17 protein-coding genes and 2 pseudogenes are annotated in these 19,624 nt (G+C 54.1%); 10 read left to right on the top strand and 9 right to left on the bottom strand.

Translation table 11 applies throughout. The features are described 5' to 3' along the window. Position 1: 1 nt before the first annotated feature. The 4 genes from QMN38_RS20160 to csiE all read left to right on the top strand — a co-directional run bounded on the left by QMN38_RS20160 (position 2) and on the right by csiE (position 5,389). Positions 2–955 carry an ABC transporter permease gene (locus QMN38_RS20160; RefSeq protein ID WP_323605808.1) on the top strand — a complete coding sequence of 318 codons (954 nt, stop codon included), beginning with the start codon at positions 2–4 and terminating at the stop codon, positions 953–955. A gap of 17 nt (positions 956–972) precedes the next feature. Continuing rightward, positions 973–2,610 (top strand): FGGY-family carbohydrate kinase, encoded by a 1,638-nt coding sequence (locus QMN38_RS20155; protein WP_323605807.1) that lies wholly within the window; start codon positions 973–975, stop codon positions 2,608–2,610. Beyond that, positions 2,607–3,209 carry an SIS domain-containing protein gene (locus tag QMN38_RS20150; protein ID WP_323605806.1) on the top strand — a complete coding sequence of 201 codons (603 nt, stop codon included), beginning with the start codon at positions 2,607–2,609 and terminating at the stop codon, positions 3,207–3,209. The genes QMN38_RS20155 and QMN38_RS20150 overlap by 4 nt, the downstream gene beginning before the upstream one ends. A gap of 902 nt (positions 3,210–4,111) precedes the next feature. Further along, the gene (csiE, locus tag QMN38_RS20145; protein ID WP_323605805.1) at positions 4,112–5,389 is read left to right on the top strand and encodes a stationary phase inducible protein CsiE; all 1,278 of its coding nucleotides are present in this window, start codon (positions 4,112–4,114) and stop codon (positions 5,387–5,389) included. Here the strand turns inward: csiE and QMN38_RS20140 are convergent. The 3 genes and pseudogenes from QMN38_RS20140 to hcaR all read right to left on the bottom strand — a co-directional run bounded on the left by QMN38_RS20140 (position 5,384) and on the right by hcaR (position 7,811). After that, on the bottom strand, positions 5,384–6,532 hold the full coding sequence (locus QMN38_RS20140; RefSeq protein ID WP_271440678.1) for a 3-phenylpropionate MFS transporter: 1,149 nt from the start codon (positions 6,530–6,532) through the stop codon (positions 5,384–5,386). The genes csiE and QMN38_RS20140 overlap by 6 nt on opposite strands. Before the next feature lie 88 nt (positions 6,533–6,620). Further along, positions 6,621–6,860 (bottom strand): annotated as a pseudogene (locus tag QMN38_RS20135) (aldose 1-epimerase); the annotation flags it as partial. A gap of 57 nt (positions 6,861–6,917) precedes the next feature. After that, positions 6,918–7,811 carry a DNA-binding transcriptional regulator HcaR gene (hcaR, locus tag QMN38_RS20130; protein WP_271448627.1) on the bottom strand — a complete coding sequence of 298 codons (894 nt, stop codon included), beginning with the start codon at positions 7,809–7,811 and terminating at the stop codon, positions 6,918–6,920. A 135-nt stretch (positions 7,812–7,946) separates the two neighbouring features. On the opposite strand from hcaR, the gene hcaE reads away from it, so the two are divergent. Genes hcaE through hcaD form a run of 5 tightly spaced genes read left to right on the top strand, consistent with a single transcriptional unit; the run spans position 7,947 to position 12,164 of the window. Further along, a complete protein-coding gene (hcaE, locus tag QMN38_RS20125; RefSeq protein ID WP_271448628.1) occupies positions 7,947–9,308 on the top strand; it encodes a 3-phenylpropionate/cinnamic acid dioxygenase subunit alpha in 1,362 nt (453 codons plus the stop codon). Further along, on the top strand, positions 9,305–9,823 hold the full coding sequence (gene hcaF / locus QMN38_RS20120) for a 3-phenylpropionate/cinnamic acid dioxygenase subunit beta (protein WP_271440675.1): 519 nt from the start codon (positions 9,305–9,307) through the stop codon (positions 9,821–9,823). Before hcaE ends, hcaF begins: the two co-directional genes overlap by 4 nt. Then, positions 9,823–10,140, top strand: coding sequence for a 3-phenylpropionate/cinnamic acid dioxygenase ferredoxin subunit (gene hcaC, locus QMN38_RS20115; protein WP_202038039.1), 318 nt, complete (start codon positions 9,823–9,825; stop codon positions 10,138–10,140). Before hcaF ends, hcaC begins: the two co-directional genes overlap by 1 nt. Beyond that, a complete protein-coding gene (gene hcaB, locus QMN38_RS20110; RefSeq protein WP_271440674.1) occupies positions 10,140–10,952 on the top strand; it encodes a 3-phenylpropionate-dihydrodiol/cinnamic acid-dihydrodiol dehydrogenase in 813 nt (270 codons plus the stop codon). Before hcaC ends, hcaB begins: the two co-directional genes overlap by 1 nt. Positions 10,953–10,961: 9 nt before the next feature. Next, positions 10,962–12,164, top strand: coding sequence for a phenylpropionate dioxygenase ferredoxin reductase subunit (gene hcaD / locus QMN38_RS20105; protein WP_323605798.1), 1,203 nt, complete (start codon positions 10,962–10,964; stop codon positions 12,162–12,164). A 92-nt stretch (positions 12,165–12,256) separates the two neighbouring features. Here the strand turns inward: hcaD and glyA are convergent, their stop codons facing one another. Next, entirely contained in the window at positions 12,257–13,510 is a 1,254-nt protein-coding gene (gene glyA, locus QMN38_RS20100) for a serine hydroxymethyltransferase (protein WP_003835277.1), read from the bottom strand. 325 nt (positions 13,511–13,835) lie between these two features. Between glyA and hmpA the strand changes: the two genes are divergently transcribed. Further along, positions 13,836–15,026: an NO-inducible flavohemoprotein gene (gene hmpA / locus QMN38_RS20095; protein ID WP_271440672.1), complete on the top strand. Its 1,191-nt coding sequence runs from the start codon at positions 13,836–13,838 to the stop codon at positions 15,024–15,026. A gap of 101 nt (positions 15,027–15,127) precedes the next feature. Here the strand turns inward: hmpA and glnB are convergent, their stop codons facing one another. The 5 genes and pseudogenes from glnB to QMN38_RS27030 all read right to left on the bottom strand — a co-directional run. Continuing rightward, the gene (gene glnB / locus QMN38_RS20090; protein WP_002914032.1) at positions 15,128–15,466 is read right to left on the bottom strand and encodes a nitrogen regulatory protein P-II; all 339 of its coding nucleotides are present in this window, start codon (positions 15,464–15,466) and stop codon (positions 15,128–15,130) included. 60 nt (positions 15,467–15,526) lie between these two features. After that, positions 15,527–16,861, bottom strand: coding sequence for a two-component system response regulator GlrR (gene glrR / locus QMN38_RS20085; protein ID WP_305764056.1), 1,335 nt, complete (start codon positions 16,859–16,861; stop codon positions 15,527–15,529). Then, a complete protein-coding gene (gene qseG / locus QMN38_RS20080) occupies positions 16,861–17,580 on the bottom strand; it encodes a two-component system QseEF-associated lipoprotein QseG (RefSeq protein ID WP_271448643.1) in 720 nt (239 codons plus the stop codon). Before qseG ends, glrR begins: the two co-directional genes overlap by 1 nt. A gap of 22 nt (positions 17,581–17,602) precedes the next feature. Continuing rightward, the gene (gene qseE / locus QMN38_RS20075) at positions 17,603–19,033 is read right to left on the bottom strand and encodes a two component system sensor histidine kinase QseE/GlrK (RefSeq protein WP_323605834.1); all 1,431 of its coding nucleotides are present in this window, start codon (positions 19,031–19,033) and stop codon (positions 17,603–17,605) included. A 287-nt stretch (positions 19,034–19,320) separates the two neighbouring features. Beyond that, positions 19,321–19,620: pseudogene (locus QMN38_RS27030) on the bottom strand (hypothetical protein); the annotation flags it as partial. Between the last annotated feature and the right edge of the window lie 4 nt (positions 19,621–19,624).

Below are 19,624 nucleotides of genomic sequence, written 5' to 3'. Positions count from 1 at the left end.
GATGAAAACAATCGCCAGATTTTTACCCGGTGATGCCATCATTCGCCTGCAATGCGTCATTATTGTGGTCGTCGCACTGGTCTTCTCGGCCCTGCTCGGCAGCCGTTTTTTCAGCGTCGCTAACTTCCAGTCCATCGGTTCGCAGTTACCGATCCTCGGCATGCTGGCCCTGGGGATGGGCATGACCATGCTGACCGGCGGCATTAACCTGTCGATTATTGCCGGGGCGAACGCCTGCTCGCTGGTGATGGCGGCGATTATCGTCACCCATCCGGATAACCCGCTGTTTTTGGTGCTGGCACTGCTGGCAGGCGCTGCCGTCGCGGTTGCCATTGGTACCCTGAACGGTGCGCTGATCGCCTGGGTCGGTGTATCCCCCATTCTCGCCACGCTCGGCACCATGACACTTATCTCCGGGCTGAATATTCTGCTGTCTAACGGGACGGTCATCTCCGGCTTCCCGACGGCGATTCAATATCTTGGCAACGCAACGATTGCCGGGCTTCCGGTGGCGCTGCTGCTCTTTTTCCTCGTGGCGATCCTGCTGTGGGTACTGCTCGAACACACCACATTAGGGCGCAGCCTGTATCTCGTCGGCTCCAATGAACAGGCAACCCGCTACAGCGGCGTGAATACCCTACGAGTACAAATTTCCGTGTACGTCATTTCGGCACTGCTCGGCTGGGTCGCCGCCATTCTGATGATGGCGAAATTCAACTCGGCGAAAGCCGGATACGGCGAATCCTACCTGCTGGTCACCATCCTTGCCTCCGTACTCGGCGGCATCAACCCGGATGGCGGCTTCGGGCGCATTATCGGCCTGGTGCTGGCACTTATCGTGCTGCAAATGCTGGAAAGCGGCCTTAACTTGCTGGGGGTCAGTAGCTATCTGACGATGGCGCTGTGGGGCGCGGTGCTGATCCTCTTTATCGCATTACAGAATCGTAAAGCCTGATTTCAGGAGAAAAAATTATGGCAAGTTACTTTATTGGTGTGGATGTCGGAACCGGAAGCGCCAGAGCAGGCGTATTTGATCTTAACGGCAGGATGGTCGGTCAGGCCAGTCGGGCCATCGAGATTTACCGCCCGCAGGCCGATTTTGTTGAGCAGTCCTCCGATAACATCTGGCAGGCAGTGTGTAACGCGGTTCGCGATGCCATCAACCAATCAGATATCAACCCGATTCAGGTGAAAGGGTTAGGCTTTGATGCAACCTGTTCTTTGGTGGTGCTGGATAAAGAGGGTAACCCCCTGACCATCAGTCCCTCCGGACGTAGCGAACAGAATATTATTGTGTGGATGGACCACCGCGCCATTACCCAGGCCGACCGCATCAACGCCCTTCATCATCGGGTACTGGACTACGTCGGCGGCATTATCTCTCCGGAAATGCAGACGCCAAAACTGCTGTGGCTGAAACAGCATATGCCCAATACCTGGGCCAATGCAGGTTACTACTTTGATTTGCCAGACTTCCTCACCTGGCGTGCGACCGGAGACGACACGCGTTCGCTGTGTTCAACGGTCTGCAAATGGACCTATATGGGCCATGAAGACAAATGGGATGCCAGCTACTTCCGCCAGATCGGGCTGGAAGATTTACTGGAGCACGATGCGGCCAAAATTGGCCGCTACGTAAAAACCATGGGTGAACCGCTCGGTCATGGGCTGTCAGCACGCGCCGCCAGCGAAATGGGGCTGATTCCGGGGACGGCAGTCAGCGTATCGATCATCGATGCGCACGCTGGCACCCTCGGCACACTCGGCGCCTGCGGCGTTTCCGGCGAAGTGGCGGATTTCGACCGTCGTGTCGCACTGATTGGCGGTACCTCCACGGGCCATATGGCCATTTCCAAAGAGCCGCGTTTTATCAGCGGCATCTGGGGTCCATACTACTCTGCCGTTCTGCCGGGGTATTGGCTCAACGAAGGCGGGCAGTCAGCGACCGGGGCGTTAATCGACCACGTCATTCAGTCGCATCCGTGCTATGAAACACTACTGGCACAGGCGAAATCCCAGGGACAAACCATTTACGAAGTGCTGAATGCGCTGCTGCGTAAAATGGCCGGTGAGCCGGAAGATATCGCCTTTCTGACCCGCGACATGCATATCCTGCCCTATTTCCACGGCAACCGCTCTCCGCGCGCTAACCCAACGCTCACAGGGGCAATCACCGGGCTGAAGCTATCCCGCACGCCAGAAGACATGGCGTTGCAGTATCTGGCGACTATCCAGGCCATTGCCCTGGGGACACGTCATATTATCGAGACGATGAATCAAAGTGGTTACACCATCGATACCATTATGGCCAGCGGCGGCGGTACAAAGAACCCGATCTTCGTTCAGGAACATGCTAACGCCACGGGTTGCGCAATGTTGCTGCCAGAAGAGAGCGAAGCCATGCTGCTGGGTGGCGCGATGATGGGCACCATCGCGGCAGGTGTTTTTGACACCCTCCCGGAAGCGATGTCGGCGATGAGTCGTATTGGTAAGACGGTCACCCCACAAACTAACCGTATTAAGCAGTACTACGATCGCAAATACCGGGTATTCCACGAGATGTATCAGGACCACATGAAATACCGCGAGCTGATGCAGGAGGACGCATGAGTAACGCCTGGTCTCAGGCCACCAGCGTATTTCAGCTCTATAGCGATGCCCTGGCGAGTCTGGGGCAGCATCTGACTGAACCTGTCTGGCAGTCGTTGATGGCGGAGCTACGCGGTTGCCGGGGGAAAATCGTCGTCACTGGCGTGGGCACCTCCGGCATTGCAGCGCGTAAAGTGGCGCATATGCTTGCCTGCGTGGAGCGTCCGGCGATTTACCTTAATGCCACCGACGCCGCACATGGCGATCTGGGGTTTTTACGCGCCGATGATCTGGTCATCATGCTGTCACGCGGGGGCAATTCCGATGAACTCACTCGGCTGCTACCCGGTCTGGCAGCGAGAAATGTGCCTATCCTGAGCATCACTGAAAACGCCGCTTCAGCCATTGCTAAAGCATCGAGACTGGTGATTTCCACCGGCGTACAGCGCGAAGCCGATCCGCTAAACATGCTGGCGACCACGTCAATAATGCTGGTACTGGCAATCTTTGACGCCGCCTGCGCCTGCCTGATGAGCGAAAGCGGCTACTCAAAAGAGACGCTGTTATCTGTGCATCCAGGCGGTGATGTGGGGTTAACGCTGAGCCGCGGGCAGACGTGATGGAGAACATGTAATTCCGGCTCAGGGTTCCGTTCACCTCAGCGCTGTCATTTCTCTGAAATTCAGATACCCGTGAACGTGTAAGGGAGGCTCACCGCCGCCTCCCTTACATCCCAGGCTCCCGGCACGGAAAATCGTCGCTGCGCGAGCTATTCGTCTTATGCCGTCTGCCTGTCGGGTCGGGGTCGAGCCTGCGTCCCTGCAGGCCGTCCCCTCTGCCCGCATCCCTGCGGGCAGCCCCGGTCAGCCGTCAACGCCTCATCGATTTTCAGCCGGACCAGGGTGTCGCTTCAACTCTCTGACTTTCAGTTAAATCTGTTTTGCTGTTCAAACATGTTCAAATAAAAATACAGGTGGTCAGGCGTGGCGGGTCCGGCTGAAAATTGCCGACGTGTTTCCGTAAGGCCGGGAGAACCCGCAGGGATGCGGGTTCAGGGTGCGTGCGACAGGGATGTTGCATCGCGCCCGGCCCGGTAGCCTGGAGGAATAAGCGGAGGGAACCGCGGAGCGGCAATTTTCCCGCCGGGAGCCGGGATTGTTAAGGGTGCGGCGATAGCACCCTTAACACGTTCACCGGCGTTCAGGGTGCAGAAAAGCGATGAACATGAGGTGAACGGAACCCTTTCTCTGAGAAAGCATATTCATATGCTCAGCAAACATATGTTAATGCCGAAGCGTTAACAGGGCGTCATTGCGCAATCTGCCGATTTTTATATATCTAAACAAAAGATAAAACAGTGAAAAAGCGGATTAACGCGCTGCGTTCAACTACCGCTATCTGTTCCGCACGTTAAAAATTCTGTGACGCTCTCCAGCATTCCTGGCGGAAAGCATTCCATTCTCCATTTCAATAAGCAAACTTTAGCTATTCTTATCAAACATACTTACGGGAGATCCTACAGATGATGTCAACGCTTGCCCCGCCATCTGTACTATCCGCTCCCCAGCGCCGTTGTCAGGTGCTTCTGACGCTTTTCCTGCCAGGGCAAGTTGCCACTGCGCAGACTTTCAGCACGCTGAACGGGGTCGATGATGCCACGGTTCGGGAAGATATTATCGGTGCCGGACTCGAAATCCAGCGCTATCACCGACTCGCCATTACCACCGCTCATAATGGACATTATGCAATAGAAGGAACCCCGCTCAATCAGCGTCTGTGCCTGTTACAGTGGCTGCGCCGTGGCCTGCGGATTTGTCCAACATTTATTGCCCAGCAGTTTACCCCGGCGTTAAAAATGGAACTTAAGCAACGTGGTATTGCGCGAACGCTGTATGACGACACCAATCTGCATGCGCTGATCAACCTGTGTTCCCGACGCTTGCAGAAGCCGTTTGAGTGCCGTGATATCCAGTTCCTGCGGCTTTATTTACAGTACTGCCTGCTACAGCATCACGCAGGGATCACCCCGGAGTTTAATCCTCTGCAACAACGCTGGGCGCAAGTTTGTGCCGAATACCCACTCGCTGAGGAAATCGGCCGCCACTGGCAACGACACGTTATGCAGAGTGCGCCGCTGGGGGAATCGCTGTTTATGGCGCTGCTGTTTTCGATGATCCGCATCCCCGACCCGATTCGTGATAACCACCAACAGGATCGTCGTCTGCGCCTTGAGATTGCCCGGTTAGTGCTGCGTTTTCGTGAATATGGCAACGTCCGCTTCAGCGATGAACAGGGGCTAAATGACCAACTGTATGTACATCTGGCTCAAGCACTGAACCGCAGTCTGTTCGCCATTGGTATTGATAACACCCTGCCGGAAGAGTTCAGTCGGCTGTATCCCCGGTTAGTACGCACCACGCGTGAAGCGTTACACGGATTCGAAGAGGAATACGATGTGCGTTTTTCCGAGGAAGAGACTGGGCTGGTGGCCGTCATTTTCGGTGCCTGGCTGATGCAGGAAAAGGATTTACACGAGAAGCAGATAATCCTGCTGACCGGCAATAACGAACAACGTGAGGCACATATAGAGCAACAACTGCGGGAACTGACGCTGCTGCCGCTCAATGTAAAGCATATGCCAATGCAGGACTTTCAAAAAGAAGGTTCACCGCGTGGTGTGGCGCTGATTATTACACCGTACACCACGCCGCTACCGCTGTTTTCACCACCGTTGATTCATGCGGACCTGGCGCTTACGCAACATCAGCAGCAACAGATCCGCAAAATCCTCGAATCATGATGCCGCTGGTTGCGCCACCACTTTTGGTCGCAAGACAATCGCGGGAAGCGCCACCAGCGCCATCACCCAGAATACGCCACTGCCCAGATTTTGATACAGGTAGCCGGCGAACACGGTCATGATGGCGATACTCCCCCCCATCGCCACCGCGGAATAAACCGCCTGCAAACGAATGACTTCGCTGCCCTGCCGCGTCGCGATATAGCGCATCGCCGCCAGGTGACAGACGGTAAAGGTTCCGCAATGCAGGATCTGCACCACAATCAGCCACGGCAGTTCGGTACTCCAGCCCATCAATCCCCAACGCACCACGCCGCAAACGGCAGAGAGCAGCAGCAGATCGCGAGCGCTAAAGCGACGGAATAGCTTGTGGCTGAGCGCAAAAATAATCACTTCCGCCACCACACCGAGCGACCATAAGTACCCTACCGCCGAGGCAGAATATCCAGCCGACTGCCAGTAGAGGGCACTAAAACCGTAATAGGCCGCATGAGCCCCTTGCAGCAGGCTTACGCAGGCGAGAAAACGCCAGCTTTGGGCTATCAACGTGCGCCAGGCCGGCCATCCCGCACTCTCCTGCTGACGGTTTTCCCCCGCAGGCTGAACGCTCGGGCGGATCATCATCCCCAGCAGCATCGACGCGACCCCAAGCGACAACAGTACAAGGATCATCCGGTAATCAAACAGGCTCACCAGTTTACCGGTTAGCGCGGAGCCGATGACAAATGCCACGGACCCCCATAGGCGCACCCGACCATAATCCATGGTTATTTGTTTTTGCCAGGTGTTGGCCAGCGCGTCGGTCAGCGGCACCAGCGGTGAGAAAAACAGGTTAAAACCGACCATCACCACCATCAGCCACGCCACGTTAGTGCCCGCCCAGAAAGCCAGCGCAAAGACCAGCGTCAGGAGCGCCAGGATACGCAAAGCAGAGATCAGGCGAGAGGGATCACTCACGCGCGGCGCAATCAGCAAACTCCCCAGAAAACGAGCAATCAGCCCAGCGCCCAGCAGCACACCAATGGTTTCCGGCGTCAGCCCCAACCCTTCGAGCCAGACGCTCCAGAAAGGCAGAAAAATACCGTAGCTAAAGAAATAGGTGAAATAACTGAGCGCCAGCCAGCGCGTGGAATGCAGAGCCATGAATCCCTCCCGTTTGGAGGCGATAGTCTGGCGACAAACGCAGGCTGGCGCAAGAGAGCATTAACAGACAAATAACATGATTTTCGCCCTATTCGATACAAATTTGCAGCGAAAAATGGCAACGTTCCCCCTGAGCCAGAACCTGCAATCCCGGCTGTCCCTGCATGTGGTGGGCTTTTACCGGATGCGTCTGCGGCTCAAGACACAAGAACGACTCACCCGACATTCTGAACAGAATCAACCATGGAGTTTGCGCTAAAATCGTGACCTTTATCACATCGCGTTGAATGACGGCCCGCCCACTCCAGCCCGAATAGCCAACGTTGAGCCGCTGATGGGGATTGGCTATCTGTATGTGGAATCACAACTGAGCGAACAGTAACGATTACTCCGTCAGACTCACCTCTAAACGTTCCTGTACCGTGGCGATAAAATCAGCAAGCGCGGGTTTTATCGTCCCCTTTTTCCACGCCATCAGCAGTGAAATGGTCGGGATATCGCCGACAATTGGCCGGAAAACCACCTGACCGGTATTAAAATTATTCATATAACCGGGTATCAAAGTTACCCCCAGTCCCATACCGACCAGGTTCATGGTCACCAGAATATTGGTAGCCATCTGTACAATATTGGGCTGGCTTTTTTGCTGCTGGAACCAGTTTTTGACAATCATCGCTAACGCACCGGAATAAGCAGGATCGGTGCTGACAAAATTTACACCGTTCAGTTGCTGTGCCGATATTGCCTTTTCACTGGCTAACGGATGGTTAGCCGGTAGCACCACCACCAGCGGCTCATGGAAAAGTTCCAGATAGTCCAGTTCCGGGCTGTAAACCGGATGGCGCATTAAGCCCACATCCAGCTCCCCACGCAGGATCTTCTCTTCCTGTTCCGTAGTTATCAGACTCACCAATTCAATGTGTGTATCCGGTTGTTTTAAACGAAACAAAGGCAGCACCTTAGGCAGCAGATTTACCTCTGCTGAAGGAACAAAACCAATTGTAAAATGCTTATCTTCCTGCACCGTTTTACGGGCGCGAATTTTCGCGCTCTCCGCCTGTTCGAGGATAGCCAGCGCATCCTGTAAAAAGCACTCTCCCGCCGCTGTCAGAGCCACTTTTCGCTTATCGCGTACCAGTAACGGAACACCCACACAGGCCTCCAGATCGCGGATCTGGCTGCTCAACGACGGCTGAGAGGTATGCAGCTTTTCTGCCGCACGGGTGAAATTCAGCGCCTGAGCCACCGCGACAAAATAGCGTAAGTGCCTCAGTTCCATGCCCTTCTCCTTGTTATCGAAAAAATGTCTCAACTGGTAGAAATTTACTATTTCACAGATTGATAACTAACCAGCAACATCCTTATGGCACAAAAAAAGAAGGTCAATACATCTTAGCTTTCAGGATTAAAAAATATGACCACACCCTCAAATTTAGACATCTACCAACTGATTGATACCCAAAACGGTCGCGTAACGCCACGGATTTATACCGACCCTGAAATTTACCAACTGGAGCTGGAACGGATCTTCGGACGCTGCTGGTTATTCCTCGCGCACGAAAGCCAAATTCCAAAACCGGGTGACTTTTTTAACACCTACATGGGCGAGGATGCGGTCGTGGTGGTGCGTCAGAAAGACGGCAGCATCAAAGCCTTTCTCAACCAATGCCGCCACCGCGCAATGCGGGTCAGTTACGCCGACTGCGGTAACACCCGTGCCTTTACCTGCCCATATCACGGCTGGTCATACGGTATTAACGGCGAGCTCATCGATGTCCCGCTGGAGCCACGCGCTTACCCACAAGGGTTGTGCAAATCTCACTGGGGCCTGAACGAAGTACCCGGCGTGGAGAGCTACAAGGGGCTGATCTTCGGCAACTGGGACACCAGTGCGCCTGCACTACGCGATTATCTCGGCGACATCGCCTGGTATCTGGACGGCGTGCTTGACCGTCGCGAAGGCGGCACTGAAATCGTCGGTGGTGTACAAAAGTGGACTATCGACTGTAACTGGAAATTCCCCGCCGAGCAGTTTGCCAGCGACCAATATCACGCCCTGTTTAGCCATGCTTCTGCCGTTCAGGTACTGGGCGCGAAAGATGACGGCAGTGATAAACGCCTGGGGGACGGACAAACCGCCCGTCCGGTGTGGGAAACCGCCAAAGATGCGCTGCAATTCGGTCAGGACGGTCACGGCAGCGGATTTTTCTTTACCGAGAAACCCGATGCCAACGTCTGGGTCGACGGTGAAGTCTCCAGCTACTATCGCGATACCTATGCAGAGGCCGAACAGCGGCTGGGCAAAGTTCGCGCTCTGCGACTGGCGGGCCATAACAATATCTTCCCAACGCTGTCATGGCTAAACGGTACTGCCACGCTGCGTGTCTGGCATCCACGTGGCCCCGATCAGGTAGAAGTGTGGGCATTTTGTATTACCGATAAGGCCGCGTCAGATGACGTCAAAGCGGCATTTGAAAACAGCGCTACCCGTGCCTTCGGCCCGGCTGGGTTCCTTGAGCAGGATGATTCAGAAAACTGGTGTGAAATTCAAAAGCTGCTGAAAGGCCACCGGGCGCGCAATACCAAACTGTGTCTGGAGATGGGATTGGGCCAGGAAAAACGCCGTGAAGACGGTATTCCGGGGATCACCAACTACATCTTCTCAGAAACCGCCGCGCGCGGCATGTACCAGCGTTGGGCCGATCTGCTCAGTAGCGAAAGCTGGCAGGAAGTGCATGAGAAAACCGCCGCTTACCAGCAGGAGGTGATGAAATGAGTACCTTAGTCTCCCTGGAGCTTCATCATCGCATTGCGCAGTTTCTCTACCATGAGGCCAGCCTGCTGGATGACTGGAAGTTTCGCGACTGGCTGGCACAACTGGACGACGACATTCGCTACACCATGCGTACCACAGTCAATGCCCAGACCCGCGATCGTCGCAAAGGCGTGCAGCCGCCGACGACGTGGATTTTCAATGACAACAAAGATCAGCTTGAGCGCCGGATCGCCCGCCTCGAAACCGGTATGGCCTGGGCGGAAGAGCCGCCATCGCGCACTCGTCATCTGATCAGCAACCTGCAGATCAGCGAAACGGGCCAACCCGACGTGTTCGCGGTGCGCCTTAACTACCTGCTGTACCGCGCGCAAAAAGAGCGAGATGAAACCTTTTACGTTGGCATGCGCGTAGACAAAGTCCGTCGTCTGCCGGGTGATGAGTGGCGTTTACTGGAGCGTGAGATCGTGCTGGATCAGGCGGTGATCACCTCCCATAACCTGAGTGTCCTGTTCTGATGAGCCGTATTTATGCCTGCCCCGTAGGGGATTTGCCGGAGGGTGAAGCTCTCCGGCTCGACACGTCGCCCGTCATCGCGCTGTTTAACGTCGGCGGCGAGTTTTATGCCATTAACGATCGCTGCAGCCACGGCAATGCCTCGATGTCGGAAGGTTATCTGGAAGACGATGCCACCGTGGAATGCCCGCTGCATGCGGCCAGTTTTTGTCTGAAAACCGGCAAAGCGCTATGCCTGCCCGCCACCGATCCGCTGACTACCTATGCCGTGTATGTGGAAGGTAGTGATGTGTTTGTTGATATTCCCGGAGGGGCCTGATGAGCGATTTACGCGACAACATCATCTTTATTACTGGCGGTGGTTCTGGCCTCGGTCTGGCTCTGGTCGAACGCTTTATCGAAGAAGGTGCAAAAGTTGCCACGCTGGAACTGTCGACAGCCAAGGTCGCCAGCTTGCGCCAGCACTTTGGCGAACACGTGCTGGCGGTAGAAGGGAATGTCACCTGTTATGCCGACTATCAGCGGGCGGTGGATCAGATCCTCACGACGTTCGGCAAGCTGGACTGCTTTATCGGTAATGCCGGGATTTGGGATCATAATGCTTCGCTGATCAGTACCTCCGCCGAGGCGCTGGAAAGCGGCTTTCATGAGTTGTTCAACGTTAACGTGCTGGGCTATCTGCTGGGCGCGAAAGCCTGCGCACCGGCACTTATTGCCAGCGAAGGCAGTATCATTTTTACCCTTTCCAATGCCGCATGGTATCCCGGCGGCGGCGGCCCGTTGTATACCGCAAGCAAACACGCCGCAACCGGACTCATTCGTCAGTTAGCCTACGAATTAGCACCGAAAGTTCGTGTCAACGGCGTAGGGCCGTGTGGTATGGCAACCGACCTACGCGGGCCGCAGGCGTTGGGTCAGAACGATACATCAATTATGCAATCACTGACGCCGGAAAAAATCGCCGCTATCCTGCCGCTGCAGTTTTTCCCTGATCCGGCAGATTTTACCGGTCCATACGTGATGCTGGCATCAAAGCGCAACAACCGTACGTTGAGCGGCGTGATGATCAATGCCGATGCTGGCCTGGGTATTCGCGGTATTCGCCACGTTGCCGCCGGACTGGATCTCTGAGGAGGCGTTATGCACAACAAAATTATTGCTATCGTCGGCGGTGGACAGGCCGCAGCGATGGCGGCGGTAGCACTGCGCCAGCAAGGGTTTGACGGCGAGATACATCTGTTCTCCAATGAGCCGCATCAGCCGTACGAACGCCCTCCATTGTCCAAAGCCATGCTGCTGGACGACACCCCGCAGCTACAGCCGGTACTCAACGCGGCCTGGTGGCAGGAAAATAATGTTCATCTGCATCTGAACGTGACTATCCAGACGCTCGGTCGCCAGACACATCAGCTCGAGCTGGCTGACGGCCAGGTTTATCCGTGGGATCAGCTACTGATTGCCACGGGAGCGGCTGCCCGCCCTCTTCCACTGCTGGATAAACTGGGCGATCGCTGCTTTACCCTGCGCCACGCAAACGACGCGACTCGTCTGCGAGATGCATTACTCCCCGGTAAATCGATTGTGATTATCGGGGCGGGCACCATTGGTCTGGAACTGGCGGCCAGTGCGACCCAGCGCGGCTGCCGGGTAACGGTAGTGGAGCAGGCTCCAACGGTGATGGGCCGCAATGCGCCTGCCCCAGTGCGTGACTATCTGCTAGCACGCCACCAACAGGCGGGTGTGCAGGTACGGCTCAACAGCACCATCGAGCACGTCGAAAGCGGTGAGTTACTTACCCTGACGCTGCAAAATGGTGAAAGCGTCACTGCCGATGCGGTGATCTACGGAATTGGTATCGTGGCGAATGACGCACTGGCCCGCGATGCAGGACTGGAGACGGCGAACGGCATTATCGTTGATACCGCTTGTACCACCTCCGATCCGGCGATTTTTGCTGCCGGCGACGTGGCACTGACGTGTCAGCCCGACGGTTCGTTGGCGCGTGTCGAAAGCTGGGAAAATGCCAATATCCAGGCACAAATTGCCGCTGCCGCAATGCTCAATTTACCGTTGCCGGAGAAGACACCTGGCTGGTTCTGGACTGACCAATACCAGGATAATTTGCAGTTTATTGGCGAAATGCAGGGAGATAGCTGGCTTGTACGCGGTGATGCTGATGCGCAGAAAGCGATATGGTTTAACCTGCAGGATGGCGTGATAGTCGGCGCAGTAACGTTGAATCAGGGACGAGAAATACGTTTATTGAGGAAATGGATTCAGGCCAGTAAAAAGCCGCCAATGGCGGCTTTAGTCGATGAAGCAATCGTGCTTAAGTCGATATAACGGCTGGAGGATGCTGCGTTTATCCGGCCTACAAATCACTCGTATGTAGGCCGGATAAGGTGTTTACACCGCCATCCGGCAATCCGTATTACTTACGCGTAAACCGGGAAGCGTGCACAGATATCCAGCACTTTACCTTTCACACGCTCAATAACAGCTTCGTCATTGATGTTGTCCAGAACGTCACACATCCAGCCAGCCAGTTCTTTCACTTCTGCTTCTTTAAAGCCACGACGAGTCACCGCCGGAGAACCAATGCGGATACCAGAAGTCACAAACGGGCTCTTCGGATCGTTCGGCACGCTGTTTTTGTTAACGGTGATGTTAGCACGGCCCAACGCGGCGTCAGCTTCTTTACCAGTCAGGTTTTTATCAACCAGATCCAGCAGGAACAGGTGGTTTTCAGTACCGCCAGAAACCACTTTGTAACCACGGTTCAGAAACACTTCCACCATCGCTTTGGCGTTTTTAGCAACCTGCTGCTGGTAAACTTTGAACTCTGGCTCCATCGCTTCTTTCAGCGCTACCGCTTTTGCCGCGATAACATGCATCAGCGGGCCGCCCTGCGCACTTGGGAACACCGCGGAGTTCAGCTTTTTGTACAGCTCTTCGTCACCGCCTTTCGCCAGGATCAGGCCGCCACGCGGACCCGCCAGGGTTTTGTGGGTGGTGGTGGTCACAACGTGTGCGTGTGGAACCGGGTTCGGATAAACGCCTGCGGCAATCAGACCCGCAACGTGCGCCATGTCAACAAACAGGTACGCGCCGATGCTGTCAGCGATTTCGCGCATTTTTGCCCAGTCAACCACACCGGAATAAGCAGAGAAGCCGCCGATGATCATCTTCGGTTTGTGTTCTTTGGCCTGCTTAGCCATGTCTTCGTAGTCAATTTTACCGGACTCATCAATACCGTAAGGGATGATGTTGTACAGTTTGCCGGAGAAGTTTACCGGGGAGCCGTGAGTCAGGTGGCCGCCTTGTGCCAGGTTCATACCCAGAACGGTATCACCCGGTTGCAGCAGTGCGGTATAAACAGCGAAGTTAGCCTGAGAACCTGAGTGCGGTTGGACGTTAGCGTAATCAGCACCAAACAGCTCTTTCGCGCGGTCGATCGCCAGTTGCTCAACGATATCAACGTATTCGCAACCGCCGTAATAGCGCTTGCCCGGATAACCTTCAGCGTATTTGTTGGTCAGCTGAGAACCCTGTGCCTGCATAACGCGCGGGCTGGTGTAGTTTTCGGAGGCGATCAGTTCGATGTGCTCTTCCTGACGTACTTTTTCCTGCTCCATAGCCTGCCACAGTTCGGCATCATAATCGGCAATGTTCATTTCACGCTTTAACATCCGCATCTCCTGACTCAGCTAACAATAGAATTTCGGCCTAAAAAGGTTGTCCCTAGGACTTCGGCCAACAGTATAACCGAATCATTCTTCGATAACAGGTCTTGACAAAGGATTTTACGCAAACGATTACCTTCGCGGTACACAAGGCTTTTTGGAACAAAGCTCTGCTGAATTTCAACGGATTTCTTTTCAGGTTTGTGATGCAGATTTTTCACGTTGTAACCTTTACAACGCAAAGTTACAAAGAACCATTTACAATGCAGGGGTATTTTTTATAAGATGTATTTGACATACATCATTAAAGTCTCAGATAAAGGAAGACCGTATGCTTGACGCACAAACCATCGCTACAGTGAAAGCCACCATTCCCTTGCTGGTTGAAACAGGTCCGAAACTGACCGCTCATTTCTACGATCGCATGTTTACGCATAACCCAGAGCTGAAAGAAATTTTCAACATGAGTAACCAGCGTAATGGCGATCAGCGCGAAGCGTTGTTTAACGCCATTGCCGCGTATGCCAGCAATATCGAAAACCTGCCAGCGCTACTGCCAGCGGTCGAGAAAATCGCCCAGAAGCATACCAGCTTCCAGATTAAACCCGAGCAGTACAACATCGTGGGTGGTCATCTGTTGGCAACGCTGGATGAAATGTTCAGCCCAGGCCAGGAAGTGCTGGATGCGTGGGGCAAAGCGTATGGGGTGCTGGCTAACGTCTTTATCAACCGTGAGGCGCAAATCTACAGCGAAAATGCCAGCAAAAATGGCGGCTGGGAAGGCACCCGTCCTTTCCGCATCGTGGCCAAAACCCCGCGTAGCGCGTTAATCACCAGCTTTGAGTTTGAACCGGTCGACGGCGGTGCGGTCGCGGAATACCACCCGGGGCAGTATCTGGGCGTTTGGCTGAAGCCAGAAGGCTTCCCACATCAGGAGATTCGTCAGTACTCACTGACTCGTAAACCGAACGGCAAAGGCTACCGTATTGCCGTTAAGCGTGAAGAAGGTGGTCAGGTCTCAACCTGGTTGCACAACCACGCAAATGTGGGTGACGTTGTTCATTTAGCTGCACCTGCTGGCGATTTCTTTATGGATGTCGCCACCGATACTCCTGTGTCTCTGATTTCCGCAGGCGTCGGTCAGACCCCAATGCTGGCCATGCTGGACACGCTGGCAAAAGCGAATCATACCGCGCAGGTTAACTGGTTCCACGCGGCTGAAAACGGCGACGTGCATGCCTTTGCCGATGAAGTGAATGAACTAGGCAAAACGCTGCCACGCTTTAGCGCACACACCTGGTATCGTGAGCCAACCGAAGCCGATCGCGCGAAAGGTACGTTTGACAGTGTTGGGCTGATGGATCTGAACAAACTGGAAGGCGCTATCAGTGACCCGGCGATGCAGTTCTACCTGTGCGGCCCGGTTGGCTTTATGCAATTTGCTGCAAAGCAACTGGTCGGTCTGGGTGTGAAAAACGAAAACATTCATTACGAATGCTTCGGCCCACATAAAGTCTTGTAATTAAGTCAGCGAGTAGGCCGGATAAGGCGTATACGCCGTCATCCGGCAATCACTCTGCCTGATGCACTACGCTTATCAGGCCTACAAATTAACGGCGCGGCTTAGATTGCCGCGTCGTCTTCTTCGCCAGTACGGATACGAATAACACGCGCCACATCGAAGACAAAAATCTTACCGTCGCCGATTTTGCCGGTCTGGGCAGTACGAATAATCGTGTCGACACAGGTATCAACAATATCGTCGGTAACCACGATTTCAATTTTTACCTTCGGCAGAAAATCCACCATATATTCCGCGCCACGGTACAACTCGGTGTGGCCTTTCTGACGGCCAAACCCCTTCACTTCTGTCACCGTCATACCGGTAATGCCGACTTCTGCCAGCGCTTCGCGGACATCGTCCAGCTTGAAGGGTTTAATAATCGCATCAATCTTTTTCATGCTATTCCTTGAAAAGGTCGCCTGTCTTTTGATCAAATAAAGCTAACATAATCCGCAGATTTATTCTTTGAAATCGTTTGCATCAAGTTCATGACGAGAGAGCAACTTGTAGAATTCTGTACGATTGCGTCCCGCCATTCGTGCAGCATGGGTAACATTACCTTTGGTGATTTGCAGCAGCTTACGCAAGTAGTTGAGCTCAAACTGATTACGCGCTTCAACAAAGGTTGGCAGCGCCGTATTTTCACCTTCCAGCGCCTGCTCCACCAGCGCGTCACTGATCACCGGCGAAGAGGTTAACGCCACGCACTGTTCAATCACGTTGACCAACTGACGCACGTTGCCCGGCCAACTGGCGGTCATTAAACGTTTCATCGCATCAGTCGAAAAAGCACGGACAAACGGTTTGTGCCGTTCGGCTGACTGACGCAGCAGATGGTTTGCCAGCAGTGGTATATCTTCTGTACGCTCGGCCAGCGCCGGGATCTTCAGACTTACCACGTTGAGACGGTAATAGAGATCCTCACGAAATTCGCCCCGCGCCATGGCTTTGGGCAGGTCACGGTGCGTTGCAGAAACAATCCGCACATCAATGTCGATATCACGATTGCTACCGAGCGGACGAACTTTACGCTCCTGCAATACGCGCAGCAATTTAACCTGTAACGGCGCGGGCATATCGCCTATTTCGTCGAGAAATAACGTCCCACCTTCTGCGGCCTGAAACAGACCTTCACGATTACTCACCGCTCCGGTAAAGGCACCGCGCGCATGACCAAAAAGCTCTGATTCCAGCAGTTGTTCCGGCAACGCCCCGCAGTTTATGGCGATAAAGGGCTTGTGGCTGCGCGGACTGGCGTTGTGAATCGCCTGGGCAAACACCTCTTTCCCGGTGCCGCTTTGGCCGTTGATCAATACGCTGACATCCGATTGCGCGACCATCCGCGCCTGTTCTAACAAACGCAGCATTAACGGGCTACGGGTAACAATTGATTCGCGCCAGCTATCATCAGTAGCAGGCGCGGACTGTTCCAGCGCACCGTCAATCGCTTTGTATAGCGCGTCTTTATCGACCGGCTTGGTGAGAAAGCTGAAAACGCCCTGCTGCGTTGCCGCGACAGCATCGGGAATAGAGCCGTGCGCAGTCAGGATAATGACCGGCATCCCCGGCTGCACTTTCTGGATTTCAGTGAACAGCTGCATGCCGTCCATTTCATCCATGCGCAGGTCGCTAATGACCAGATCCACTTTTTCACGATTCAGTACCCGTAATCCTTCCTGCCCACTTTCTGCAGTTACGACGCTGTAACCTTCACTGGTCAGCCGCATACCGAGCAATTTCAACAGCCCCGGATCGTCATCGACGAGCAGCAGATGCGCGGGCTTGCGGCTTATCATGGCGAGACCTCCCCATCATCAGGCGTCGTGAGCTTATCAGTACCGTGCAACGCATCGGGATTGTAGCTGCCGGCAGGTTTACGGGTGGACAGTTGTCGTTCAATATCGGTCAGGTTTTCCAGCTTACGGGTGGTGAGATCAAGCTGGCTCTGCAAATTCTGTTGCTGTTGGCGCAGCGCATCAAGATCGCTGTCAGATGACTGCTGAAGTTTACTGTAGCGCATACGTTCTTCTGCAAGCTGTAACTGCAGCGTTTGACTACTGCGCCAGACCTGATAAAGCGGACGTACCTGGGCCGGAATTTGCGGGCTTAGCGCATCCAGACGGGTCATTATTTCACGCCTTTCAGGCGGTGTAATGTGGGCGCCATCAAGCAGGATCCCACGCTTAAAAGCACCCTGCCAGGTATCCGTGAGTTGGGTACTGGCTTCACTGCGTGCCTGAACAGGCATCAGGCGATCGGCACAATCCATGGTTCGCAACCAGTAGAGCGGGTTGGTATCTGTGGACTGGCCCGACAGCGACCAGATATCCGTACATTCGGTGGCAAGGTAATCAGCGAGTTGATGCGGCGGGATTTTCTCCTGCGAAGGATCGCCGATAATGTGATTCACCGCGTTGGGAACGCAGCCGACCAGCGCCAGGCATGGCAGACTTGCGAGTAAGACGCGGCGAATAAAATCTCGTTTAAGCATTCGGGCAACAACGTGTGGCATACTCACCAGACTTAGGTTCATTTTAGTGGTTTTTCGATGCAGATAGCGGCAGTTCTATGCGGAAACAAACGCTTTGCGCATGCTCATCAACCAGATACAGTTTTCCCCGCATACGGCGGATACAGTCTCTGGCGATACTCAGTCCCAACCCGCTTCCTTTGACTGCCCCTTTTCGCTGATGGCTACCCTGGAAAAACGGTTCGAAGATCATCGCCTGTTCTGCTTCTGGAATCGGTGAGCCGGTATTTATGACATCAATGTATACCGTCGAGCCATGCAAACTGCTGCGGATCCAAATGTTACCGGATTCAGCGCCATAGTGCACCGCATTGGAATAAAGATTGTCCAGCACGCTCATTAACAGCATGGGCTCGGCCAGACAAGCGTTCGCCGCCAGCGCAACATCAGTATGTATCATTTTGGTGCGAGCGGGCAGGCTATGTGCTGAAACAACACTTTCCACCAACGGCGCGATTTCTACGCGCTCAAGTTCTACTTCGTCATCCGCCAGCTTGCGGTTGTAATCTAGCAATTGCTCAATCAGCTTTTGTAGATTACGGCTACTGTCATCCAGAATACCGACCACCTCTTTTTGCTCGGGAGTGAGCGGCCCAACTACCTGATCGGCCAGCAACTCCGTGCCTTCACGCATACTTGCCAGCGGCGTTTTCAGTTCATGTGAGAGATGGCGTAAAAACTGATGTCGCTGTGACTCAAGCCAGGAAAGGCGCTCGCTCAACCAGATTATGCGCTGGCCAACGGAACGCAGTTCCCGGGGGCCTGTAAACAATACGCTATCGCCCAGTGAGCGACCTTCCCCCAGACGATTAATCATCCGTTCAATACCCTTCACCGGGCCGATAATCATACGGGTAAACAGCAGTACCATCGCCAGACTAACGAGAAACAGTACCAGCGCCTGCCAGCCAAAGAACTGACCACGTTCGGCAATTTCTTGTTGTAACTGCTGACCGCGCGAGAAGACCACGGTACGGGTGGCCTGCACCATGTCGGTATTCGCATTAGCGAAGGCTTCCAGACGGGCTGCCGCCTGGCTGTCAGGACCGCTGTTATTACACTGCAGTTGGGCGAGATCGTTGAGATCCTGCCGTAACGCCTGGTAGAGCTTGTTGTCCGGTAAAACGCCCGCATGCGCGTCCAGCATGTCGCTATAACGCTTACGCTGGCTCTGGTAAACCTTTGCCAGCGTCGGATCATCCAGCACACAATACTGTCGGTAGCTACGCTCCATCTCCAGCGCGGCATTGGTCATCGCCTCGCTGCGTCGGGCATCAATGAGCGTGGTTCTGTTAGTCAGCGCCGCCTGAGCGCTCAGGGCGTTCAGGCTCTGCCACGCTTGCCAGGCCAGTACGAGCAAAGGGAGCAGGATCAGCAAAAATGCCAGTGTCACCAGCTGACGTAAGGATCGAGGGAAAACAGACCAGCGCTTCAAGGCGTTACTCTCAATGGACGGGAATAAGACGATGCTAACTGAGGGGAACGTCAGATACAACAAAGCCGGGATTAACCCGGCTTTGTTATGGAATAAGGCGGTGCCTAACTCGACGTTTCGCCCGAAGGTTGATATGAGCTTCGCTAATATCAGATGTTGGACGGCAGGCACCTTGTTGTGCGTCATTCGAAGTTTATGTAGCACGTCCCGAAGGGGCTGACATAAGAAGGTGAATGAGCCACTGGTTAATATTATGCAGCATCTGTGCCAATATTCAAAACACTTTGTTAACACAATGATAAATATAAGAAATATGAATAATTGTGTAAAAATAAGGATTGAGTGTTTTTTGTGCACTCTGTCGCTAATAAGCAACACTCGCTGCACTTAAAAATAAAATCATTATAGATCAAGTTATTAAGTGTCTCTTTTTGGCGACAAGCCAACCCTGACAATGTCGGGATTTCCCGACACTTTAATTTTTCGGCATAAGCGCTGAGTTTATTGCCGGATGGCGGCGTAAACGCCTTATCCGGCCTACAAGCGCCCTTCCCCGTAGGCCTGATAAGCGCAGTGCCATCAGGCAGTCGG

Source organism: Citrobacter sp. R-1.5.2 (assembly GCF_035064245.1).
Lineage (GTDB): Bacteria > Pseudomonadota > Gammaproteobacteria > Enterobacterales > Enterobacteriaceae > Citrobacter.
This window is presented reverse-complemented; position numbering and strand designations above follow the sequence as displayed.